At 31.5% G+C, this 24,756-nt stretch carries 16 protein-coding genes; 14 read left to right on the top strand and 2 right to left on the bottom strand.

Going from position 1 to position 24,756, the window contains the following annotated elements; all coding sequences use genetic code 11:
* Positions 1–320 precede the first annotated feature (320 nt).
* The 11 genes from hpf (at position 321) to LGK97_RS05145 (ending at position 16,994) form a co-directional block, all read left to right on the top strand.
* Positions 321–854, top strand: coding sequence for a ribosome hibernation-promoting factor, HPF/YfiA family (gene hpf / locus LGK97_RS05195; RefSeq protein ID WP_226258693.1), 534 nt, complete (start codon positions 321–323; stop codon positions 852–854).
* Positions 855–1,052: 198 nt separating this feature from the next.
* Positions 1,053–3,557 carry a preprotein translocase subunit SecA gene (gene secA / locus LGK97_RS05190; protein ID WP_226258692.1) on the top strand — a complete coding sequence of 835 codons (2,505 nt, stop codon included), beginning with the start codon at positions 1,053–1,055 and terminating at the stop codon, positions 3,555–3,557.
* Positions 3,558–3,648: 91 nt separating this feature from the next.
* A protein-coding gene (gene prfB / locus LGK97_RS05185; RefSeq protein ID WP_226258691.1) for a peptide chain release factor 2 occupies positions 3,649–4,756 on the top strand; the annotation gives its coding sequence in 2 pieces (ribosomal slippage) (positions 3,649–3,726 and positions 3,728–4,756; 1,107 coding nt in all).
* 104 nt (positions 4,757–4,860) lie between these two features.
* Positions 4,861–5,463: a TetR/AcrR family transcriptional regulator gene (locus LGK97_RS05180; protein ID WP_226258690.1), complete on the top strand. Its 603-nt coding sequence runs from the start codon at positions 4,861–4,863 to the stop codon at positions 5,461–5,463.
* A gap of 117 nt (positions 5,464–5,580) precedes the next feature.
* Positions 5,581–6,285: an ABC transporter ATP-binding protein gene (locus tag LGK97_RS05175; protein WP_226258689.1), complete on the top strand. Its 705-nt coding sequence runs from the start codon at positions 5,581–5,583 to the stop codon at positions 6,283–6,285.
* Positions 6,286–6,287: 2 nt separating this feature from the next.
* Positions 6,288–9,641 carry an ABC transporter permease gene (locus LGK97_RS05170; RefSeq protein ID WP_226258688.1) on the top strand — a complete coding sequence of 1,118 codons (3,354 nt, stop codon included), beginning with the start codon at positions 6,288–6,290 and terminating at the stop codon, positions 9,639–9,641.
* Between the two features lie 195 nt (positions 9,642–9,836).
* Positions 9,837–12,911: a beta-galactosidase subunit alpha gene (gene ebgA, locus LGK97_RS05165; RefSeq protein ID WP_226258687.1), complete on the top strand. Its 3,075-nt coding sequence runs from the start codon at positions 9,837–9,839 to the stop codon at positions 12,909–12,911.
* An 85-nt stretch (positions 12,912–12,996) separates the two neighbouring features.
* Entirely contained in the window at positions 12,997–13,863 is an 867-nt protein-coding gene (locus LGK97_RS05160; RefSeq protein ID WP_226258686.1) for a DMT family transporter, read from the top strand.
* Between the two features lie 56 nt (positions 13,864–13,919).
* Positions 13,920–14,918, top strand: coding sequence for a LacI family DNA-binding transcriptional regulator (locus LGK97_RS05155; RefSeq protein ID WP_226258685.1), 999 nt, complete (start codon positions 13,920–13,922; stop codon positions 14,916–14,918).
* A 95-nt stretch (positions 14,919–15,013) separates the two neighbouring features.
* The gene (locus LGK97_RS05150; protein ID WP_226258684.1) at positions 15,014–15,448 is read left to right on the top strand and encodes a nucleotidyltransferase family protein; all 435 of its coding nucleotides are present in this window, start codon (positions 15,014–15,016) and stop codon (positions 15,446–15,448) included.
* Positions 15,449–16,145: 697 nt separating this feature from the next.
* On the top strand, positions 16,146–16,994 hold the full coding sequence (locus LGK97_RS05145; protein ID WP_226258683.1) for a GNAT family N-acetyltransferase: 849 nt from the start codon (positions 16,146–16,148) through the stop codon (positions 16,992–16,994).
* 351 nt (positions 16,995–17,345) lie between these two features.
* Here LGK97_RS05145 and LGK97_RS05140 read toward each other — a convergent pair whose 3' ends face one another.
* Positions 17,346–18,191 (bottom strand): DUF2785 domain-containing protein, encoded by an 846-nt coding sequence (locus LGK97_RS05140; RefSeq protein WP_226258682.1) that lies wholly within the window; start codon positions 18,189–18,191, stop codon positions 17,346–17,348.
* A 364-nt stretch (positions 18,192–18,555) separates the two neighbouring features.
* On the opposite strand from LGK97_RS05140, the gene LGK97_RS05135 reads away from it, so the two are divergent.
* Together LGK97_RS05135 and LGK97_RS05130 are read left to right on the top strand one after the other, a co-directional pair.
* Positions 18,556–19,617 (top strand): 4Fe-4S dicluster domain-containing protein, encoded by a 1,062-nt coding sequence (locus tag LGK97_RS05135; RefSeq protein ID WP_226258681.1) that lies wholly within the window; start codon positions 18,556–18,558, stop codon positions 19,615–19,617.
* A gap of 23 nt (positions 19,618–19,640) precedes the next feature.
* A complete protein-coding gene (locus tag LGK97_RS05130) occupies positions 19,641–20,993 on the top strand; it encodes an MATE family efflux transporter (protein ID WP_226258680.1) in 1,353 nt (450 codons plus the stop codon).
* Between the two features lie 53 nt (positions 20,994–21,046).
* On the opposite strand, the gene LGK97_RS05125 is transcribed toward LGK97_RS05130, so the two are convergent.
* Positions 21,047–22,393: a M28 family metallopeptidase gene (locus tag LGK97_RS05125; protein ID WP_226258679.1), complete on the bottom strand. Its 1,347-nt coding sequence runs from the start codon at positions 22,391–22,393 to the stop codon at positions 21,047–21,049.
* Between the two features lie 194 nt (positions 22,394–22,587).
* Between LGK97_RS05125 and LGK97_RS05120 the strand changes: the two genes are divergently transcribed.
* On the top strand, positions 22,588–24,750 hold the full coding sequence (locus tag LGK97_RS05120) for a Tex family protein (protein ID WP_226258678.1): 2,163 nt from the start codon (positions 22,588–22,590) through the stop codon (positions 24,748–24,750).
* The last annotated feature ends 6 nt before the right edge of the window (positions 24,751–24,756 follow it).

The following is a 24,756-nucleotide window of genomic DNA, read 5'->3' as shown; positions in this document are numbered from 1 at the left end:
TCCAGCAGGCGAGTGTGGGGTCAAAGACCAGGTCAACTAGCTTAGTATATAAAAACTCCTAATATTATATTAGGAGTTTTTATTTTTCACGTATAATTGAATTATATCATAAAGTGAAGTTGCAGACAATTAGCAATATACGTCGATAAATAGGGTAAAAACAAGAGAAATTAAGATACTACGCTTTAAAATGCTTTAATATTATGTATATTCTGAATTTGATACTTGTTATTTAGTACTAAAAGTAATAGAATTGAAATAACAAATATATAACATGCTTAGAAGTAAAGCAGTATATATATAAGAGAGGGGCTGGAATTATGAAAGTTAAAGTAATTGGTAAAAACATAGAGGTAACAGAGGCTCTAAAAAGCATTATAGAAAAGAAACTATCAAGACTTGATAGATACTTTGGTTCAGATGTTGAGGCTCATACAACTTTGAGGGTACAAAAAAATAATCACACTATAGAAGTTACAATTCCATTCAATGGAGTTATTTTAAGAGCGGAAGAGCTAAATGAAGATATGTATGTTTCAATAGATATTGTTATTGATAAATTAGAGAGACAAATCAGAAAGCAAAAGACAAGACTCGAAAGAAGAAACCATGGAAATTCTCTTAAATTCCAAAGCATTCCACAGTATGCTGATAATGACGAAGAGAATATTGATTCTAAAATAGTAAAGATAAAGAAATTCTCTTTCAAACCTATGTCAGCAGAAGAAGCAGTACTTCAAATGGAGTTACTTGGTCATAGTTTCTTTGTATATATGAATGATGAAAGTTCAGAAGTAAATGTAGTATACAAAAGAAAAGATGGAAATTATGGTTTAATAGAATCAGGATTTTAAGATATAAAACTTAAAGGATTAAAGTAAGTTTAGGCTTATTTTAATCCTTTTTAGCTTTTAAAAAGCAGAATAGAAAATTATTCATAAATAATTTACAGATTTTATAAAACCATACTAGTTGAATAGCAAGAAGTTAAGTGGTATAATTTAAAAGGACATAATTAGGACGTATTAATATGAATTGTGAGGATGAAAAGTATGAAACTTTTTGAAAAGTTATTTGGTAGTTATAGTGATAGAGAGATAAAAAGAATAATATCAACTGTAGATAAAATAGAGGCCCTAGATGAAAAGATGACTAGCCTAAGTGATGACGAACTTAAAGCAATGACAGAAGAATTTAAAATTAGGTTGAAAAACGGAGAGACTTTAGATGACATATTACCTGAAGCCTTTGCAGTAGTTAGAGAAGCTTCATGGAGAGTTCTTCACATGAAGCATTTTAGAGTGCAACTAATTGGGGGTATAATCCTACACCAAGGAAGAATAACAGAAATGAAAACTGGTGAAGGAAAAACGTTAGTAGCGACACTTCCATCATATTTAAATGCATTAACAGGCGAGGGAGTTCACATAATTACAGTTAATGATTATCTTGCCAAAAGAGATAGAGATGAGATGGGTAGAATACATGAGTTCTTAGGACTTTCTGTAGGTGTAATTATTCATGATTTAGATCAAACTCAAAGGCAGGCAGCCTACAATTCAGATATAACCTATGGAACAAATAATGAATTTGGTTTTGATTATTTAAGAGATAACATGGTTGTATATAAAGAGGAAAGAGTTCAAAGGAAGTTAAACTTTGTAGTTGTGGATGAGGTTGACTCTATATTAATAGATGAAGCTAGAACACCGCTTATAATATCTGGAGAAGGAGAAAAATCCACAGATTTTTATAAGGTAGCAGATTACTTTGTAAAGGGACTAGTAAAAGAGGATGATTACACTATAGATGAAAAAGCTAGTTCTGTTATATTATCTGATGCAGGGATAGACAAGGCAGAAAAGTATTTCCACTTAGAAAATTATGCTGATGCAACAAATATGAGTGTACAGCACCATGTAGTGCAAGCTTTGAAAGCAAACTATATGATGAGAAAAGATAAAGATTATATGGTAAAAGAAGGAGAAGTTATTATTGTAGACGAATTTACTGGAAGACTTATGGAAGGTAGAAGATACAGTGACGGACTTCATCAAGCTATTGAAGCGAAAGAAGGGGTTAAAATCGAAAAAGAGTCAAAGACTCTTGCAACGATTACCTTCCAAAACTACTTTAGAATGTATAAAAAGTTATCAGGAATGACAGGTACTGCACTTACTGAAGAAAATGAATTTAGAGAAATATATGGACTGGATGTATTAGTGATTCCTACAAATAAGCCACTAGCAAGACTTGATAATCCAGACCTAATTTATAAAACTGTTAAGGGAAAATATAAAGCTATAATAGATGAAATAGTTGAAACGCATAAGAATAAACAGCCTGTACTAGTAGGTACAGTAAGTATAGAAAAGTCAGAACTATTATCTGAAATGCTTAAAAGACGCGGGGTTCCTCATCAAGTACTTAATGCTAAATATCATGAAAAAGAAGCAGATATAATATCTCATGCAGGAGCACTTGGTATGGTTACTATAGCAACTAATATGGCGGGCCGTGGTACGGATATTAAGCTTGAAGAAGGTGTTATTGAAGCTGGAGGACTTAAGATAATTGGAACTGAAAGGCATGAATCTAGACGTATTGATAATCAACTTAGAGGTCGTGCTGGTCGTCAAGGTGATTTGGGAAGTTCAAGATTTTACATATCACTAGAAGATGATTTAATGAGGATATTTGGATCTGAAAGGCTTCAAGGCGTTGTAGAAAAGTTAGGATTAACTGATGAAGATGCTATAGAAAGTAAAATGGTAAGTGGCGCAATCGAAAGTGCTCAAAAGAAGGTTGAAGGAAATAACTTTGATATAAGAAAGAATGTTGTTCAATATGATGATGTAATGAATCAGCAGAGAGAAATAATTTATAGACAAAGGACACAAGTTCTTCAAGGCGAAAATATAAAAGGTCAAATTGAAGAAATGATAAAAGATGTTATTTATACTTCAGTTGCATCTCATATTACCGGAGTTGAGGAAACTTTTGACGAAGAGTTAATAAAGTTAATTAATTATCTCGAAGATATATTCCTTCCAAAAGGTATTCTTTCAATAGAAGAATTATCTAAAGCATCTAATGAGGAGATTAAAGCTACTCTTTTAGATGTAGCACAAAAAATCTATGCTCAAAAGGAAGAACACTTTGGTGAGGAACAAGTAAGAGAAGTTGAAAGAGTTATTCTTTTAAGAGTAGTAGATAGTAAATGGATGGATCATATTGATGATATGGAACATTTAAAGCAAGGTATTGGACTTAGAGCATATAAGCAACAAGATCCTTCACAAGCTTACCAAATGGAAGGTAGTGATATGTTTGCTGAAATGATTGAAAATATCAAAATAGAAACTGTTAAATACCTATTCCATGTACAAATAGAAAGAGCACCTGAAAGGGAAATGGTTGCAAAAATTACATCAACAAATCATGATGATTCTATAAAAAATGAGCCAACTAAAAAAGAATCTAAACCAGGAAGAAATGATGATTGTTCTTGTGGTTCAGGGAAAAAATATAAAAACTGCTGCGGCAGGGGACAATAATAGTTTATAATTTAAACTTGTAAGCTATAAAAGGGGTAGGCAATTAATTCTTGCTTGCCTCTTTTTAAATATGATGAGAGAGGTGTAGCAATTGATAATACAAATAGAAGAAATAATCAGTGAATTAAATGTATTAAAAAATAACATAGAAGAAGTTCGGGTGTCCCTTTGACATAGCAACTATGGAAAAAGAGTTAAGAGAGCTAGAATTTAAAATGCAGGAGACAACATTTTGGAATGATATAGTTATAGCCCAAGGAATTGCACAACAAGCTAAGGGTATTAAAGATAGACTTGATAGGTTTAATTTAGTTATTAGCAGGATAGAGGATTTAGATGTGCTTATAGAACTAAGTCAGGAAGAAGACGATGACGGATCAATGTCAGAAATAAAAAGTGAATTAAAAGAATTAGCCCATGACACAGATGTATTTAGGATAGAGATTTTATTAGCAGGAGAGTATGATAAAAACAATGCTATTTTAACTCTTCATACTGGTGCAGGTGGTAATGACGCTCAGGATTGGACAGAAATGCTTTATAGAATGTACGCACGTTGGTGCGAAAAGAAGGGATATAAAGTTGAAGTTTTAGATTATCAACCAGCTGATGAGGCAGGGATTAAAGCAGTTACATTAAAAATAACTGGTGAATATGCCTATGGATATTTAAAGGCTGAAAAGGGAGTGCATAGGCTTGTAAGAATTTCACCTTATAATGCAAACGGAAAAAGGCAAACCTCATTTGCTTCTTGTGAGGTGCTTCCAGAGCTTACTGAAAGTCAAGATATTGATATAAAATCTGATGATCTTAGGATAGACACATATAGATCTGGGGGAGCAGGAGGACAGCACGTAAATAAAACCGATTCAGCTGTAAGGATTACACATATACCTACAAACATAGTAGTTCAGTGTCAAAATGAAAGAAGTCAGCATAGTAACAAAGAAACTGCAATGAAAATGCTCATGGCAAAACTTTTAGATTTAAAGGAAAGAGCTAAAAAAGATAAGATAGAAGACTTAACTGGAGATTTAAAGGATAATGGTTGGGGAAGTCAAATTAGATCCTATGTATTTCATCCCTATAATTTGGTTAAGGATCATAGGACCAATACAGAAATGGGAAATGTAGATGCTGTTATGGATGGGGATATTGATATCTTTATTGAGGAGTATTTAAGACAAAGCAACAAGTAAGGCAAAGTGGCTATAAACTAATATAGCCATTTTTATTTTTTGATTTATTTATTGACAATAATTTTAAACTAGTATAAACTTTAAAAGAGAACGGAGGTTTTCTAATGCAATATTTAAAGGATGAAGTTAGAAATAAAATAGTGAAAGAAGCATTAAAGGAATTTAGGCAATTTGGATATAAGGGAACTTCTATAAGAAGTATAGCTAAAAACTCAAATACATCTGTGGGGAATATATATAAATATTTTAATTCTAAAGAAGATTTATATGAAAACCTCATAGGAATAGTATATTACAGGCTAATAGATTACATTAACCAGTTTGATAAGGTTGAGCTCAATGATAAAGCAGAACATATATTTTATCAGCTCATGGAAGAAATAATGGAGATATTCAATGAAAGCAGTACAGAAATTGCTATATTACTTAATAAAAGTGATGGGTCTAAGTATGAAAATTGTAAGAATAACTTTACTAACTTTGTAACTAGAATTGTTACTGAAAAAATGAAATATGAATTGTCTGTGGAAGGTAAAAAGCTTAAGGATGATCTTGTTATATATCTTATTTCACATAGCCTTGTTGAGAGTATTTCAATAATACTTGAAAGGCACGATGATGGATCAGAAGTTAGGAGATATATACTAAATATAATTGATATCCTTTATACTGATATTAAAAATAAGTTAGAATGTGAGAATCTGTAGTGTGATTTTATTATATAAAGAAAAACTAATATTTTTTTCAAATAAAAGAGAATGGCAGTTCATGATATAAAAAAAGAGAAGTGGAAGATATATAAATAGATGGAAGGAGTGCATAGAATGGAAAGTTTTATTGAACTTAAAAATGTGAAGAAAAGTTATGATATGGGGGAAGTTGTTATTAAAGCAGTGGATGATGTTTCCTTTTCTATAGATAAGGGAGAGTTTGTTATTGTTCTTGGTGCAAGTGGTGCAGGCAAGTCTACAATACTTAACCTTTTAGGAGGTATGGATGAGGTAACAGAGGGAAGCATTTATGTGGATGGTAATGAAATTAGTAAGTATAATAAAAAGATGCTAACCAAATACAGACGAGAAGACATAGGCTTTGTATTTCAATTTTATAATCTAATTCAAAATTTAAATGCAGTTGAAAATGTGGAGCTTGCAGTTGAGATATGCAAAAACCCAATGGACCCAGTAGAGGTGCTTAAAAATGTAGGACTAGGAGAAAGGCTTCAAAACTTTCCCTCTCAACTCTCAGGAGGAGAACAACAAAGAGTATCTATAGCAAGAGCTATTGCAAAAAATCCTAAATTACTACTTTGTGATGAGCCAACAGGAGCCCTTGACTATAATACTGGTAAAGCAATACTAAAGCTCTTAGCTGATACACAGAAAATGTATAATATGACGGTTATAATTATAACTCACAACTCTGCCTTAGCACCAATTGCAGACAAGATAATAAGAGTAAAAAGTGGTAAGATTAAAAGCATAGAGAAGAACGCAAATCCAGTGTCAATTGAAAGTATAGAGTGGTAATCATGAAGAAGACATTTTTTAAAAACTTAACTCGCGATGTAAAAGAGACACTATCAAGATTTCTTTCTATTGTCATAATAATAGCAATTGGTGTAGCATTTTATGCAGGCATTAGAGCCACAAGTCCAGATATGAAGTTATCGGCAGATACGTACTTTAGTGAAAATAACCTTATGGATTTCAAACTAATTTCTACACTTGGACTTACTAAGGATGATATAAGTGTAGTGGAAAAACAAGAGGGTGTAACGAAGGTAGAAGGATCATATTCAATAGATGCAGTAATAGAGAAAGATAAAAAAATGTTAGTTCTAAATATAAATTCACAACCTGAAGAAAATTCTATAAATAGCGTAAGGATGGTTAGTGGTAGAAAAGCAACTACCGATAATGAAGCGGTAGTAGAGGAGAAGTTTCTTTTGCAAAACAACCTTAAGCTAAATGATAAGATAGTGCTTAAATCAGGAGACGATAGCAATATACAAGACAACTTGAATAATACTGAATTTAAAATAGTTGGAACTGCAAAGTCACCTTTGTATATATCAGAGCAAAGGCAACTTAGTTCTGTTGGAAATGGTTCTGTAAGAGGATTCATATATATACTACCAACTGTATTTAAAAGCGATGCTTATACAGAAGTATATGTAAGAACAAAGAGCAGTGAGTCAGAAAGTAGTCTTATAAATAATGAAAACTACAAAAAAGCTAATGCAAGTATAGAAAAAGCACTTAAAGACCTTGGAACATCAAGGGGTGAGATTCGGTATGCTGGTATTTTAAAAGAAGGAAATGACAAGCTTAATGATGCAGAGGCTAAATTGAATGATTCTAAAAAGGAAGCAAAGGAAAAGTTTGAAGAGGGCTATAGTAAACTAAAGGATGCATCAAATAAAATAGATGTGGGCATGTTGGAACTTAAAAAAAGTGAAGCTACCTTCAATGAAAAAATGGCTGATGGTGAAAAACAAATAAAAGATGGAAAAGCAAAGATAATATTAGGAGAGGCAGAACTTAATGCTAAGTACAAGGATATAGAAAAAGGTAAGCTTGGAATTGCTGAAGGCAAAATTAAGTTAAATAACAGTGAAAAAGATATTAACCTAGGAAAACAAAAGGCTGCAAGTGATATTTCATCATCAGTATCTCAAAAGGTAAATGATTCAAAAAAACAAATGGATTCTGATCCAAATAATACTATGTATATTGCTGAGTATAATTTTCTTAATGATACCTATGAAAGGGATATTAAAGGTAGAGATTTTGATAGCATGTATACGGCACTAAAAAGTGATAATAAGATAGAAGCTATGCAACCTTATTTTGACATAGAAGCTTTAAAAGGAAGCTTTGATAAGGGCGCAAGTGATATTGCTGTTGGTAGGTCGCAACTAAGTAATAATGAAAAGCAACTTCAAGGTGGCGAGGCTAAAATTGCTGCTGGAAGAGCAGAGTTAAAAATAAGTAAGGAAAAGATAGAGGATTCAGAAGTTCAATTAAACAAAGGCCGATTAGAAGGATTAGCGAAGATAGATAAAGCAAGAAAAGAAATTGAAGATGGCAAGATAGAAATTAAGAAAAATACTGAAACGTTAAAAACAGAGGAAGAAAAGGCAAACACCAAAATTAAAGAGGGTGAGGCTGAAATTCAGGAAAACAGAGATAAACTTGAAGATATTAAAACACCGGATTGGTATGTCCTTGGAAGGTCTGCAAATATAGGATACGAAACCTATAGACAAGATAGCAATAGGATTAATAATATAGGAAAGTTATTTCCATTGATATTTTTCTTGGTAGCGGCCCTAGTAAGTCTTACAACTATGACAAGGATGGTTCAGGAAAAGAGGATAGAGATAGGTACTTTTAAGGCATTAGGATATTCTAGAGCAGCTATAGTATCTCATTATCTTATATATGCATTATCTGCAAGTCTCATTGGTAGTCTTATTGGTGTATCAATTGGTTTTAGGTTGTTTCCACCGCTTATAATGAAGGCTTATGGTTCTCTTTATGCTATTCCAAGGTCTTTAGCACCATTTAATAATGGTCTTGCGCTTCAAGCATCTTTAATTGCCATATTATTTACGGCAGTAGCTGCAGTGGCTGCAACACTGGAGGAACTAAGAGAAGAACCGGCTTCTTTAATGAGACCAAAGCCGCCAAAGTCAGGAAAAGTAATATTGCTGGAAAGGGTGAATTTTATATGGAAAAGATTAAGTTTTACAAGGAAAGTTACTGCAAGAAATATATTTAGATATAAGCAAAGACTTTTCATGACTGTAATAGGTGTTGCAGCTTGTACGGGACTCTTGGTAACAGGTTTCGGATTAAAAGAAGGAATAGTAGGCTCAACAGAAAAGCAATTTAGAGATATCTATAAATACGATATGCAAGGGACCCTTACTAAAAATGTACGAGAAACTGAAAAAAATAGCATAAAAGAACAAATAGTAAAAGACACTAATGTTAAATCAATACTGTTTACCTACTCGAAGAATGCAACTGTTAAAATGGATAATGCTCTAAGTCATGATGTATATGTGGTTGTACCTGAAAAGAAGGAAGCTTTAAGCAGCTATATAAACTTAAAAGAGAATGATAAAGAACTAAATCTTGGAGATGAAGGTGTAATTATAACTAAGAAACTCTCTAAGATTATTAATAAAAAGGCAGGAGACACAATTGTAATTACTTTAAATGATAAGGACTTAGAAGTTAAGATTGAGGGTATCACGGAACATTACGTTCAACACTATATTTATATAAGTCCTTCTTATTACCAAAAGGTAACGGGTAGCAATCCAATCTTCAATAGTTTTTATGGACTTATTGAAAATGTTTCAGAAACTTATAAGAATAACACATCTACTACATTAAAAAGTATTAAAGGAGTAAACTCTATAGGATTTAAGAGTAATGTTCATGTTGACATGAATAAGGCTGTTGATAGTATAAATTCAGTGGTACTAGTATTAATAGTGGCCGCAGGGGTTTTAGCCTTTGTTGTAATATTCAATCTCACAAATATAAATATTAGTGAGAGAAGGAGAGAACTTGCAACAATAAAGCTTTTAGGATTTTATAATGATGAGCTTGCAAAATATATATACAGAGAAAATATCATATTAACTGTTATTGGAAGTCTAACAGGAATTTTTGTGGGGATCGTACTTAACAGTTATGTAATTAACAGTGCTGAAACAGACGTAATTATGTTTTTAAGGAAGATTAGTCCAATTTATTTTGTGTATTCCGTTTTACTTACAATACTGTTTTCAGTAATTGTAAACTTAGCTATGTATGGTAGGTTTGATAAGATTGATATGATAGAATCTCTTAAAAGTGCAGAATAACTAAAAAAGAGTGCTCAAGTGATAGAAAATTAATCACTTGAGCACTTTTTTTAATAAAGTAATGCTAGCTAAAGTACAATTAGTAAAATTTAAGTAAAATTATTAAAAATATTAGTAAAGAAACATTGATTTTTACTAATATATTTAGTAAAATGTAATTAAAGAATAAATGTTAAGGCAATAAGGAGGAAGAAAATGAGGAAAGTAAAAGAGTGGGAAAACATAGAACTAGATAATACAAATAGATTAGAGGCCAGAGCGCAGTTTAATTCTTATATAGATAGGGAGAAAGCTTTACTAGATGAAAAGAAATATTCTCATAGTTATAAAATATTAAATGGGAACTGGAGATTTATGTTTTTAGATGCTCCGGAATATTCACCAGAAGATTTTTTTAAAGAAGATTTTAATGATTCACACTGGGATAATATAATTGTACCTGGAAATTGGCAACTGCAGGGCTATGGTAAAATGCATTATTCAGACTTGTGGTACAACTTTCCTATAAATCCTCCTTATGTCCCAACGGAAAATCCCACGGGGATATATAGACGAGAGTTTTACTTAAATGATAATTGGTTTAGTAATAGAATTATTTTAAAGTTCAATGGAGTGGATTCTGCCTTTCATTTATGGATAAACGGAAAAGAGGCTGGTTACAGCAAAGGAGCAAGAATTCAATCAGAATTTGATATAACTAATTTGGTTAGAGCAGGTAGCAATAATATATCAGTAAGAGTTTATCAATGGTCTGATGGAACTTACCTTGAAGATCAAGACATGTGGTGGTTAAGTGGAATATTTAGAGATGTAGAGCTGTACTCGGAGCCGGCCAATGGAATAGATGATATTTATGTGATAACAGATTTAGGTGAGAATTATAAAAATTCTTTATTAAAGGTAGAAACAAAATTAAGGGGAGAGAGTGAAGATTGTACTCTTTCTTATGAATTGTTGGATAAAAATCACAAGGTTATATTTGAAAAAGAAGTTTTAGTAAAAAGCTCGAAGGTAGTCTTTGAGAAAGAGGTAATAAGCCAATTAAAGTGGTCAGCAGAAGATCCTAATTTATATACTCTACTAATTACTTTAAAGCAAGGCGAAAAGATAGTTCAGGTCATTCCACAAAAGATTGGTTTTAGAAAGATTGAGCTAAAGGGCGAAACATTTACGGTAAACGGAGTAGCTATTAAGTTCAAAGGGGTAAATAGACATGATTACAACCCTGTTAATGGAAGAGTAGTAGCTAAAGAAGAAATAGAAGCGGATATAACATTAATGAAACAATATAATATTAATGCTATAAGGACAGCCCACTACCCTAATTCAGATTGTTTATATGAGCTATGTGATGAATATGGTATGTATGTAATTGATGAAGCGGACTTAGAGTGTCACGGTTTTGAATTAACTAAGGACTATAAATGGATTAGTGATGACCCGGCTTGGGAGCAAGCTTATGTAAGTAGACTTGAGAGAATGATCCATAGAGATAAGAATCATCCCTGTATAATAATGTGGTCTCTAGGTAATGAGTCTGCCTTTGGTCATAATTTTAAAGCTATGACTAAAAAAGCTAAAGAATTGGATCCTACTAGATTAGTACATTATGAAGGGGATCGTGAAGTTGAAGCAGTGGACGTTTATTCTACAATGTATACTTGGCTAGAACGTCCAACTGGTCTATTGATGGATAAGATAATAAATGAGTCTAAGAAACCTCATATAATATGTGAGTATTGTCACGCTATGGGTAACGGTCCAGGGAATCTAAAGGAATATCAAGACTTGTTTTATAAACATGATAAACTCCAAGGGGGATTTATTTGGGAATGGTTTGACCATGGTATAAAATCTATGAATGAAGATGGAGAAGTATTTTATAAATACGGCGGAGATTTTGGAGATGACCCAAACAATGGAAACTTCTGTATAGATGGATTGCTTATGCCAGATAGAAGCCCATCACCAGGGTTATTAGAATATAAGAAAGTAATCGAGCCTGTTGAAACTACTGCAATTGATTTAAATAAAGGAATACTGAGTTTAAGAAATAGATATGATTTTATAAGTTTAGATAATTTGGACTTAATATACTCTATAGTTAAAGATGATAAAATAATTTATAGTAACAAAGTAGAAATAAAGGGTATTAAAGCAAGAAGTGAAAAAGAAATAACATTAGAATATCCTTTGGATTTTCCAGTAGAAGTAGAAACAGACTATTACTTAAATATATCCTATGTATTAAATAAGGAATTAAACTGGGCTAGAAGAGGTCATGAACTTGCTACAGCTCAATTTAAGCTTCCTATGTATTTAAAAGGTAATGCTATAAAACTTGAAGGAAATTTAAAGATTAATGAAGAACACTGCAAGTTATTAATTCAGGGAGAAGAGTTTTCAGTAGCTTTTGATAAGGTAAGAGGGAACATATTATTCATCGAAAAGGATGGATATAGAGTAGTTGGTGAAGGACCTAGATTAAATTTTTGGAGAGCTCCTATAGACAATGATATGTACCTATTAGAGGACTATCGCAAAAAATATTTTATGCATCTGATGCATGAGGTAGTAGAGGACTTTATGTATGAAGAAAGAAATGACTATGTGCTCATAAGGGTAATAACAATGAATGGCACCACTAACTCCTCTTGGTATTACCATTGTACTTATGAATACAAGATTTATTCTTCAGGAGATATATTATTCTCAGTGAAAGGGATTCCTTCAGGAAGAATAGAAAATGCTCCAAGCATGATACCAAGAATAGGTGTTAAGATGAAGCTAAGCCAAGATTGCTTTAATGCAAAATGGTATGGAAGAGGGCCTGGAGAATCTTACTCTGATTCAAAGCAATGCAATTTATTTGGAGTATACGGTAAGAGTGTAGAAGAATTATTCACTAATTATGTAAAGCCGCAGGAAAATGGTAATAGAACTGATTGTAAGTGGGTAAGGCTTGTAAATGATAGAGGTGTTGGAATAATGGCTAAAGCTAAGGAAAGTTTTGATTTTAGTGCAATGTATTATGAAGCCATAGACCTAGAAAAAGCAAAGCACACTGTAGATTTGAAACAAAGAGAATACATAACACTGAATATAGATTATAAGCAAAATGGATTAGGGTCTAACTCTTGTGGCCAAAGTCAATTAGATAAGTATCAATGCAAATTTGAGCCATTTAGGCTTTCTATGAAGCTTTCTATATATAACAATAAAGAAATCTCAGATTTAGTAAAAGCAAAGGAAATATTAGAGGAGGAATAAATTTGAATATAGATATTAGTAAAATATCCTTTAGTAGATTTGGATCATACTTTGCAAACGAATATTTAATATAAAGGGTGATATTATGAAGAACAAAACAGCAGATCTAGCACTAGCACTGGTGGCCATTATATGGGGAACTGGTTTTGCAGCTTCTCAGATGGCTCTTGATGCAAGACTATCTCCATTTCAAATAATGACCTATAGATTTTTTATATCTAGTGTTATAATGATTATAATATTTTGGAGAGAGTTTAAAAAAATTGAATTGCCAACCATTAAAGCTGGAGTAGTAATTGGAGTTTTTTTATTTTTGGCCTTTGCCTTTCAAACCATAGGTCTAAAGTATACTACTCCTTCAAAAAATGCTTTTATAACTGCCACAAATGTAGTGATGGTTCCTTTTTTATACTGGATAGTGTTAAAAAGAAAACCAGATAAATATTCAATAATTGGAGCTGTGCTTACTATTGTAGGTATAAGTTTCTTAACCTTAGAAGGCTCTTTTAATGTAAAGTCTGGAGACGTATTAACATTAGTTTGTGCATTAGGTTTTGCTATGCATATTATTTCTATAGGGTATTATACAAAAATATATAGCCCTGTGCAGCTAGTAATAGTGCAGATGATAACAGCTTTTGTTTTGTCAATGTTATCATTATTTTTCACGAAAGATGCTGCGATGCTAACTACTAAAGGTATTTTTGCTATACTATATTTAGGGGTTATAAGTACAACTATAGCTTTTCTCATTCAGAATATAGCTCAAAAACATGTTAATGCTACAAAGACTGCTATGATTTTATCTACAGAAGCAGTTTTTGGTACCCTTTCATCAATAATATTCCTTGGTGAGAGTTTAAATTCAAAGATGATTATAGGTTGCATAATAATTTTTGTAGCAATAATAATTGCAGAAACAAAACTTGATTTTATAAAAGTTAAATCCTAATAGTTAATTAGCTTGATTATAAGTTATATACATGAGTAGAAAGGTATGTGATATATATGGCCACAATTAAAGATATAGCGGAAAGAGCGGGAGTATCTATAGCTGCAGTTTCTAGAGTTTTAAACTATGATGAAACCATAAGTGTAGCGGATAGTACAAGAAAGAGGATATTTGAAATTGCTCAAGAACTTGAATATGTCACTACCAAAGAGAGGAAAAGCAAAAAAAACTTCTACAAGGTAGGCATAAAGAAGCAATACTCTGATATAGAAGAAATGGAAGATACATATTATCTTTTTGTAAGAAATTCTATTGAAAAAATGCTACAAGAAGAAAGGGTAGAATTTTTTAATGTTGGAGATAAAGAATCTTATGATAAGATAAAAAATATTGATGGACTAATTATCATTGGAAACCTCAGTGAAAACGAACTAAATGAGTTTAAAGTAAAAAATAATAATATAGTTTTTGTAGATTATGCCACTGAAGATGAAAGTTTTGATTGCGTTATTATAGATTTGAGAAAGGCTATAGAAAAGGCTTTAGATTATCTAACTGACTTAGGTCATAAATCTATAGGCTTTATTGGTGGACGGGACATTGAGACTCAGGACAACATAGAGATTATAGATACTAGAGAAAAGGCTTTTTATGATTACATGAGGCCAAAAGGATTATTAAATGAGAGATATGTAAGGCTAGGAAGATTTACCCCCGCAAGTGGCTATGAGCTTACTAAGGATATATTGGATAAAGGAAGCTACCCTACGGCATTTATAATGGCAAATGACTCTATGGCTATAGGCGCATATAAGGCAATACAAGAAAAGGGACTAAGGATTCCTGAAGATATAAGCATAATAGGATTTAATGATATATCAACTGCTCAATATATAGTTCCTGCTTTAACTACAATAAGAGTACATACAGAATTTATAAGTAAAACATCTGTAGCACTCTTAATGGAAAGAATAAAAGATCAACGGAAAATCAGCAAAAAAGTTATTATACCAACAAAACTTATTATAAGAGAAAGCTGTAAAAAGATAGATTAGGGATGGGAAATTAGTGAATACAGTATGGTTATAAGGCAATGATTGGAATATAATAATTAACAAAAGTAATTATTAAAAATAAGGGAGAAAAGTCTATGTTTAATGAAGCCTATACTGATGATTTAAAAACTAAAGAAGAATTATTGGAAATAATTACATGCGCGGAATTTAAAAATATATTTTTAAGTAATAAAATAAGTAATGTAATTATTTTCGGTAGCTTTACAAACGATGACTTTAATTCGGAATCTGATATAGATATAGCTATAATTGGTGAGGATAAGATATCTTTTAGTAAAGAATTAGAATTAACACAAGTTCTAGAGGGAAAATTACAAAGAAATGTAGATTTAATAGATATAAATGATGAAAACGTAAGTAATGTTATTAAAATTGCAGCTTTAAATAGTAAATTCATTATAATAAGAGATAAGCTATTAGATGAAGCCACAGACTTTTACGATAGACTTTACAAGGAAAATGAGGAGTTCTGGTATATTTTAGATAGGGAGGTTATTGGATTTGAATAAAGAACGAGTAATAAAATTATAATGGAAGAATTATATGATTTTATTAAAGGTTATTTTATATAAGGGTGAAAACTAAATAAAGGTAAAGTTATTATTATGTTGTAGTACATCAAGTGATGATTTAAGCTATAAAACTAAAACTATTGACAATTGAATAAGTTAATGTTAAATTGTAAATATAGACAATAAAGTATAACTTATATAAATATATATTTAAAAGGAGATAAAATCATGAAGCTAGTCAGTCTTAACTAAATGTATTAATTGAATACAGTTCTAAAAGAAGTATAAAAGGAGTCTATTTTAAGGCTTATTTATTCTGCGAAAAATACAACAAGTATATTTACGCTTTCTTTTAGAAAGATAAGTTAAGGACATTGGCTATGTTACAATCTATGATATTGCAATATACAATACTGTGCTCTTATGTGCACGGTATTTTTATATCCATTTTTAATTATATATAAGTTTGAGGTATATTAAAAGTGTGTTTTATGGGTATATATTTATGCATATTTATTAGCTGTAAATGGACATTAGTTCATTTGCAGCTTATTTTTATTGTTTGGAAATTGCCCATTAATAAAAAGTGAGGTGTTAAAGTGATTGAGTTATCATTAAGAAATAATAAAATAATAAACAAGTAAAATTAATCAGTGTACAATCAAGTACACTAGATATATAGGGGGAATTTAAAATGGTTAGAAATTATACACAAAATGATATTGAGGAAATAGTAAAAATATATACTTTAGAGTACATGGCAATGCCAGAAGAAATTGAAGATTTAAAATCAGCAGAAAAAATACTGGTATACGAAGACAATGGCATAAAAGGATTTATTCATTTAGGGTTTAGTGGTGATTATTGTAATGTTGAAATGGGAGTAGCTTCTAACGAATTAATAAGATCGGTAGGCTTAAAGCTTTGGGAAGAAGCAAAAAAACTTTTTGTAGAGAATTCAACTACATTTATTAAAACTTTTCATGTAAAAGATAATTTGCAGTGGAAAGAATTTTTTGACGAAGTTGGATTTGAATATTGGTTTTCTGTACATCGTTTCACATATAAAGGTGGAAAATTTAATGAGCACAACCTTTGTGTAAAGAAATATGAAGATAAGAATTATATAGATAAAATAAGCTTAGAGAGTGAGGCTTTTTCAAAACTGAGAGAAAACTGTGATATAAAGCCATATAATTGGTATTTAGCAGCAGGTGAAAAAGCTCTTGAAAACAATAGAAAGTGGACTTTAAATGAAAAGGAGTATACTTATTTGTTTTTTGAAAATAATGATATGATAGGAGCTTCCATGGTTAAAAATGCAGAAATAGATTTACTATTTGTTAATGTAAAGTATCAGGGAAAAGGGTATGGAAGAAAGATATTAGAATTTACAGTAAATCGTGGGTTGGAGCAAGATCCAACAGGTGTAAACTTAAATGCATTAGCCAGTAATGAAGAGGCATTAAGATTATACAAAAATGCTGGATTTCAAGTTATTCAAGTTCAAGATTGCAGAAGGCTAGTTAAAAAGCAATCTTAGGTTGTCTGCAAGATAGTATAAGTAGAAAGGAATAATATTAGTTAAAAAGTATCGAGAAGATATAATGAGGCATTAGGAAGTTCTCAAATAGATATTTAGTAACCCATTTCAGTTGAAATCCATTTATTAGCTCATATTCTGTGAAATTTAGAGCATTTAGTTCTTAACATTCATAAAAGGTGCGATAATTCATATAAATTCGCACCTTATTTATGTATTTAAAAACCAGCAATTTACATGGTCAACGCTACATCATAATTATCATTTTCCACTACTAGTGAGGAATTACCATTATTGAAATTATGATTCTTTAAATCTAAAAAAAGCTTTGATATGCTTAAAATACTCATTCTATTTAAAATGGTTTGGAGTTATATTATTCATTACTTGTTCTATTGTATTCAAGAATTCGATTTTTTCATTTCTTCTTTTAAGTCTAAAATATAGTGCTGATAAAAAGTTTTTTCGATTACTTATTAGATTGTGATCTTCTGGGTACTTTCCTGTTATTTGAACATCTTCAAAGCTTTTTATCCAATTTATAAATTCTTCATCATTAAAATTCCCTTTTTCTAGTATTTCCATAACAGCACATATGAGCCTTTCATCCTCATTATTTATATATGCATAATAACTTATACATACCTTGTCTTTTATTGCTTCTAATATTGCTATTAATTCTGGCTTCTCAATTTCAGTACATTGAACAAGATTACAAAATACATCACCTGCATGAGCGGTAGAATGTGCCCACCCCTTAATTTCTACATATCCTCTTACATCTTTTTCTTGTCTTGTGTATTTTATTACATCTGTACAAATTCTTTTTATTTCTTCTTCTGGAAAAAGGATGTCCTTATTTTGATTATGACGATGTAGCATTGCTTCTGTAATTAATAAAGTAAAGGCCCTATTAAAAACAGAATCATCTTCAATTTTACCAATATTATAAAATAGATGCTTTTCGCTTAATAATAATTTAAGTAAATTTTTTACATCTCCATCTGTTAATTGATTTTCTACAATCATGTCAGAAAGGAGTTCTAAAATAAGTTCATCGCGAAGCTCAGGATCTACGGAACCTATATTTTCTAACATTTCTAGGGCTAGTTCATACTTGTCTATGTCACTTGGAACGCTCCAGTTGTTGTTTTTAATATCTATTAACTGCTGTTTTAATTGATGCACAGTTTTCATTTAATCATCCCCCTTGTTTATTAATTTAGGTTTATTTTGAGTGAATATAGTATGTGTCATAAGCTTCATCGAGCACATAGCCAAGCTTCTGAGCTAAATCTACAGATTCAAGATTAGCTACATCCTAACAATATAATCATTAATCCAAAGATTGGACAACTTTATTATGACACATATTGTATGTACCATACAATGGAAAATATTTTTATAATTAAAATTTACAAGTTATAAAGAATTTATTAATTTTAACATAGTATGTTAAAAAGGAAAGTATATCATTCAAAGTGTTGAATGATTACTCTCAAAGTGTTAAGATATCTCAAAAGGCATTCTAAAGTCCTAAGGCACATCAAAGGAGAAATATATGAAAAAGTTTGATGAAAGAGACACTATGTTTGCAAGAATGAATTATAAACAAGGAAGCGAAATTTATAATGATTATTATGCTGAAAAACCCAATTTAAAAGGAATGGATGATTCATTAAGGAGTTTACTACCAATGGGCGGAGAAGGTTCAGTTATGTTTAATAACATAAATTCACCTATGGTAGACGCCACCTTTAAATATTTATATGACATAAGGAAACATAGCGAAGGTGAGGTTGCTCAAAGCAAAACTTCAGTAGATCCAGTTGTTATGACAGAAAGAATTAAGGGATTAGCTAAGTTTTATAACGCAAAATTAGTTGGTATAGCGGAAATGAAAGATTATCATTATTATTCTCATAGGGGAAGACATGAGGAAAATTATGGTGAAGAAATTAATAAAAAACATAAGTATGGAATTGTATTTGCGGTATCTATGGATAAAGAAATGATTATGAGAGCACCAAAGCTTCCAGAATCAATAGCTGTTGCGAAAGGATATGTAGAATCAGCAACTATTGGAATGATTATTTCATACTATATTAGGGAGCTAGGGTATGATGCTAGGAATCATATGGATGGAAACTATTTAGTAGTAGCACCACTAGTAGCAAGAGATGCAGGGCTTGGGGAGCTAGGAAGAAATGGATTGATTATAACTAAAGAAGATGGAGCCTGCGTTAGACTTGGAGTAGTGACCACAGATATGCCTATTGTGCCAGATATACGAGAAGATTTTGGTGTAAAAGAGTTTTGCTTAGATTGTGGAAGATGTGCAAAGACGTGCCCAGGAAAAGCAATACCTAAGGGGGTAATGGCAGAAGATGAAGGTATATTAAGATGGAAGATAAATGCTGAAGAGTGTTATAGAAGATGGAGGAGCCTAGGGACGGATTGTGGTTTATGTATAGCTAATTGCCCATTTACTTATGGTATATCAAAAGATTTAATTGAGAGTATTAATGTATCCTCAGAAACTAGGCAAAATATTTTAAAAAACTTTGAAGAAAAGTACGGTATAAGACCAATTATAAGAGAAGAACCTGAATGGTTAAAATAAGGTGAGAAAGTAAGGAGTTTTTTATGAGTTCAATAAGTTCAGAATTTGAAAACAGTAAAATTGGGAAGTTATTATTTAAACTAGCGTTGCCTTGTATCATAGCTCAACTAGTAAATGTTTCCTACAATATTGTAGACAGAGTATTTATAGGTAGGCTTCCAAGTGGTGAGCTTGCAATGGCGGGAGTTGGGGTATCATTTCCTATAATTCTTGTAATATCAGCCTTCAGTGCTTTGATTGGTATGGGTGGAGCACCACTTGCTGCTATGAAAATGGGTGAAAAGAAAAATGAAGCTGCTGAAGAAATAATGAGCAATAGCTTTTCTATGCTTATTATTACGGGGCTTACTTTAACCCTGATATTCATGGTTTTTAAAGACCCAATTCTTTGGGCGTTTGGTGCTAGCGAGCAAACCATTGCATATGCAAGAGATTACATAACCTTGTACTTAATTGGAACAGTTTTTGTTCAATTAGCTTTAGGAATGAATGTATTTTTAAATACCCAAGGCTTCACAAAAATAAGTATGTGTACTGTAATAATCGGTGCAGTAATAAATATAGTGCTTGACCCAATACTAATTTTTGTATTTGACATGGGAGTTCAAGGAGCTGCTTTGGCAACAATAATAGCACAAATGGTTTCAGCTATTTGGGTTTTGAAATTTCTATTTGGAAAGAAGACAACCCTAAAAATACGTAAGAAGTTTTTAGTACCTAAAGCTAGAGTTCTTATTCCAATTATAAGTTTAGGAGTATCACCCTTCATTATGCAATCTACTGAAAGTTTAGTTTTAATATCTCTAAATACAAAACTTCAAGCTTATGGTGGAGATATAGCAGTAGGTGCCATGACAATATTAGCTAGTATAATGCAAATAATATTTCTTCCACTATCAGGATTAACCCAAGGAGCTCAACCTATAATAAGTTATAATTACGGAGCTAAAAACTTACATAGGGTAAAAGCTACCTTTAAATTACTTTTCACCTGCTGTGTTTCCTATACAGTCATTATGACAAGTATTTTAATGTTGTTCCCACAAATTTTTGTATCTGTATTCACTAGCGATCCAGATCTTACAGCTATGGCAGTTTGGAGTATTAGAATTTACTTTGTAGGTATATCTATATTTGGGGCTCAAATAGCTTGTCAGCAATGTTTTTTAGCCTTAGGACAGGCGAGAATATCAACGCTTCTTGCCTTGTTAAGAAAAGTTATTTTATTAATACCACTTATATTTATTCTTCCAAACTTTTTTGAAGATAAATTATTTGCCACTTTATTGGCAGAGCCTATAGCAGACATTATAGCTGTTATTGTAACTAGTAGTTCATTTTTTATATTTTATAAGAAAACTTTAAATAATAGTTGAGCATTGTTTTAATGGTGTGTTCTGAAAGTTAGCCCTTTCAAAACACACCATTTTTAAAGCTTAGTTTTGTATTTTTTTTTATAAAGTAAAGTAAATATTAAAATTCCAAGGATAGAAATCACAAAGCATTCTTTATAATTTATAATAATAAAGCTACCTTTAAAGGAGGATTTTACAAGTTCCTCAGAGGCTACGGTATAGCATCTTTCAATAGACTCTAAATTAATATGTTCAAAAGTGTCCTTTGGAGTGTGTATTCGACTTACATCATTGTCACAGAAAGTTATAGCATCGATGTTTTGCTTTCTGAAACCTTCATGGTCACTGGCATCTTCAAAAAGGTAATTGAAGAAGATCTTTTCTGTTTTGCAGGTACTTGAAACTGATTTTATTAGGGGGGTTTTATCAGTGTCTTTTTTTCCTCCCATTATGCATAGTGGAACACCGATATCTCCACCAATCATGTCAAAATTAAAAACTTTACTATCCTTTATATAATCTTTGTATTCTGAAATAAATGCTTTTGAACCTAAACATCCGAACTCTTCTGCATTAAAGCCTATAAAAAGAATACTTCGGAAAGGTTTGCCAAGAGAAGTTAAATACTTGCTCATTTCCAGCATAAAGGAAAGCCCAGATGCATTATCTAGTGCACCATTATAAATAGTGCCATTTAAATCCGTGCCAATATGGTCAAAGTGTGCAGAAACAATTATTGGTGGAATAGAGGTATCGCTACCTTCTAAATAGCCCATAACGTTATTTATACTTGCCTCGGAAACTTCAAAAGGAATAAAACAATCAACGGAGTAGTTCATATCCATGAATTCTTTAAGCTTTACAAGTGTCTCATTGGTAACCATTATATACATATTATAATTTGCATCCGAAATAAAGGAACTTCTAAAGGATAAATCATTTTTACAAGGAACAAAAAACAGAAAGAGACCTTCGGCAGTGCTGACATCAATGTGGTCACTTTTTACCTTCGTAATATTACTTTTGCTGAAATTTAGTTCATTGACTTTAAAGTTTAACATATCTTCTTTAAAATCCTTGTTATAAACAAAATTTTTTACAACATTTCCTTCCACATCTGATACTTTTAAGAAGGGGGTCTTTGAAATCTTCTTTGGATACATCACTTTAAAGTTTTGAAATTCTGTTCCCTTATAAGGAGTTAAGCCGCTGCGTTTAAACTCAGTATTGATATAAGTAGCAATTTCTTGATTTTCTAAAGTTCCAGGTAGCCTGCCTTTAAATTGGTCCGAAGAGATATACTTTATATTTTGGTATACATTTGTAGGATTGAATGTATATAGGGTATAATATACATGGGAACTATAAATAAACAATAAGATGAAAAGAGCTAGAAAACATGTATAGATTATTTTTTTCATATAACGACTCCTAATACTTACTATATTTTATATAGATATGAGTATATAATTATGGGTATGATTAAATATGTAAATTAGACAATTAAATTAAAATATAAATTTGTGAGGAGGGTTGGCTATTTATGCAGATATAAACAAATTAACGTAGTTGGTGGTTATTTGTTTCGATGTGCTATGAGGAATAGCTAAAAAACATGGGAAATATAGAGAGTAGGTTAATTAAAGAATTTGGAATAACTAAAGAACAGTCACAAAGTGTAATTGAGTTGTTAGATGAAGGTAACACAGTGCCTTTCATAGCTAGATATAGAAAAGAGAGAACTGGTGGACTTGATGATATTATACTTAGAAACTTTACAGAGAGGCTAATATATCTTAGAAACTTAGAGGAAAGAAAAGCGGATGTTATACGTCTTATTGGAGAGCAGGAGAAACTAACAGAAGAAATAGAGAAATCAATAGAAAAATGCGAGACGCTTACAGAGATTGAGGATATATATAGACCCTTTAAGCCCAAAAAAAGAACTAAAGCTACAATTGCAGTAGAAAAGGGATTGAAGCCACTTGCTGAAATTATCTTTAGTGGAGAGTTTAAAGGCGATATAAATGAATATGTTAAGCAATTTATAAGTGAGGAAAAAGAAGTAAATAGCGATTTGGAGGCATTCCAAGGCGCACAAGACATTATAAGCGAGATGATTTCAGATGAAGCCGATTATAGAAAATGGATTAGAGCATTAGTTTATAGCCAAGGGAGTATAGAAACTAAGGGTAGCAGCGATGATACTACGCCATTTGAAATGTACTATGAGTATAAGGAAGGTATAAAATCTATTCCCCCACACAGAATTCTTGCTATAAATAGGGGCGAAAATAGTAAAGTACTTTCTGTAAAAGTAAAAGCAGATAATGATAAGATAGTTGAATATTTAAGAGGTAAATGTTTAAAAGGAAATAATGAAACTGATAAGTATATAGAGGCAAGTATAATAGACACTGTAAAAAGACTTATCTTCCCTTCAATTGAAAGAGAAATGAGATCTTCGTTAACAGAAAAAGGTGAAATAGGAGCTATTGAAATCTTTAAGGCAAACTTAAAAGCCCTTTTAATGCAATCGCCTATAAAAGGAAAGGTAGTACTTGGATTTGACCCAGGATTTAGAACAGGGTGTAAAATAGCGGTACTTGATGAGACTGGTAAACTCTTAGACATAGCTACAGTATATGCTACTGCAGGAAGTAAGGATGGAGTTCAAAAGTCTATTGGTATTATAAAAGATTTAGTAAGTAAACATAATGTAGAAGTAATATCCTTAGGTAATGGAACAGCAAGTCGTGAGTCCGAAGAAATTTTAGCGCAGATAATTAAAGAGCTTAAAGCTGAATGCTCAAAGGATTTGTATTATGTTATAGTTTCAGAAGCGGGGGCATCTGTATATTCAGCATCAGAACTTGCATCTAAAGAGTATCCAGACATAGATGTATCAATAAGGGGAGCTATTTCTATCGGTCGAAGACTTCAAGATCCTTTAGCAGAGCTTGTAAAAATTGATCCTAAGGCTATAGGGGTTGGCCAATATCAACATGACGTTGCACCTAAAAAGCTTGATGAATCTTTAAAAGGAGTAGTTGAAGACTGCGTTAATGCTGTAGGGGTAGACCTTAATATTGCAACGTCTTCTTTGTTATCTTATATATCTGGTATAAATCCATCTATAGCTCAAAATATTGTAGCTTATAGAGAAGAAAATGGTAAGTTTATATCTAGAAAAGAACTATTAAAAGTAAAAAGATTAGGCGCAAAGGCCTACGAGCAATGTGCAGGATTTTTAAGAGTTATGGAAAGTAAGGAATTTTTAGATAATACTTCAATTCATCCTGAGTCCTATGTAGCTACAAAAAAATTATTGGATTTTTTAAAGTATTCAAAAGATGAACTTAAATCTTTAAACTTTAAGGATATTGATGAAAGAATGAGTAACTTTAATATAAATACCTTGGCTGAAGAGTTGGAGATTGGGGTACCAACACTAAAGGATATTATTAAGGAAATTAAAAAACCTGGTAGAGACCCAAGAGAAGAATTACCTAAACCTATATTAAAAACAGGTGTAGTTGATATGTCTCATCTTAAACCAGGAATGAAACTTATGGGAACTGTAAGAAATGTATCTGATTTTGGAGCTTTTGTTGATATCGGAGTTCATCAAGATGGGCTTGTACATATAAGTCAGTTATCGGATAGATTTGTAAAACATCCATTAGATGTAGTAAAGGTTGGAGATATAGTTGAGGTTAGTGTATTGGAAGTTGATGAGAAAAGAAAAAGAATATCGCTATCAATGAAAAATCAATAATTAATA

Source organism: Clostridium sp. CS001, assembly GCF_020443565.1.
Classification (GTDB): Bacteria; Bacillota; Clostridia; order Clostridiales; family Clostridiaceae; genus Clostridium_AD.
Note: the sequence above shows the minus strand (reverse complement) of the source record. Positions and strands in the feature narration are given on the sequence as shown.

Coding starts and splice junctions, on each gene's coding strand:
- secA (WP_226258692.1), top strand. CDS start 1,053: ATGAAACTTTTTGAAAAGTTATTTGGTAGTTATAGTGATAGAGAGATA.
- ebgA (WP_226258687.1), top strand. CDS start 9,837: ATGAGGAAAGTAAAAGAGTGGGAAAACATAGAACTAGATAATACAAAT.
- LGK97_RS05155 (WP_226258685.1), top strand. CDS start 13,920: ATGGCCACAATTAAAGATATAGCGGAAAGAGCGGGAGTATCTATAGCT.
- LGK97_RS05140 (WP_226258682.1), bottom strand. CDS start 18,191: ATGAAAACTGTGCATCAATTAAAACAGCAGTTAATAGATATTAAAAAC.
- LGK97_RS05175 (WP_226258689.1), top strand. CDS start 5,581: ATGGAAAGTTTTATTGAACTTAAAAATGTGAAGAAAAGTTATGATATG.
- LGK97_RS05160 (WP_226258686.1), top strand. CDS start 12,997: ATGAAGAACAAAACAGCAGATCTAGCACTAGCACTGGTGGCCATTATA.
- LGK97_RS05125 (WP_226258679.1), bottom strand. CDS start 22,393: ATGAAAAAAATAATCTATACATGTTTTCTAGCTCTTTTCATCTTATTG.
- LGK97_RS05150 (WP_226258684.1), top strand. CDS start 15,014: ATGTTTAATGAAGCCTATACTGATGATTTAAAAACTAAAGAAGAATTA.
- LGK97_RS05130 (WP_226258680.1), top strand. CDS start 19,641: ATGAGTTCAATAAGTTCAGAATTTGAAAACAGTAAAATTGGGAAGTTA.
- hpf (WP_226258693.1), top strand. CDS start 321: ATGAAAGTTAAAGTAATTGGTAAAAACATAGAGGTAACAGAGGCTCTA.
- LGK97_RS05120 (WP_226258678.1), top strand. CDS start 22,588: ATGGGAAATATAGAGAGTAGGTTAATTAAAGAATTTGGAATAACTAAA.
- LGK97_RS05170 (WP_226258688.1), top strand. CDS start 6,288: ATGAAGAAGACATTTTTTAAAAACTTAACTCGCGATGTAAAAGAGACA.
- LGK97_RS05135 (WP_226258681.1), top strand. CDS start 18,556: ATGAAAAAGTTTGATGAAAGAGACACTATGTTTGCAAGAATGAATTAT.
- LGK97_RS05145 (WP_226258683.1), top strand. CDS start 16,146: ATGGTTAGAAATTATACACAAAATGATATTGAGGAAATAGTAAAAATA.
- LGK97_RS05180 (WP_226258690.1), top strand. CDS start 4,861: ATGCAATATTTAAAGGATGAAGTTAGAAATAAAATAGTGAAAGAAGCA.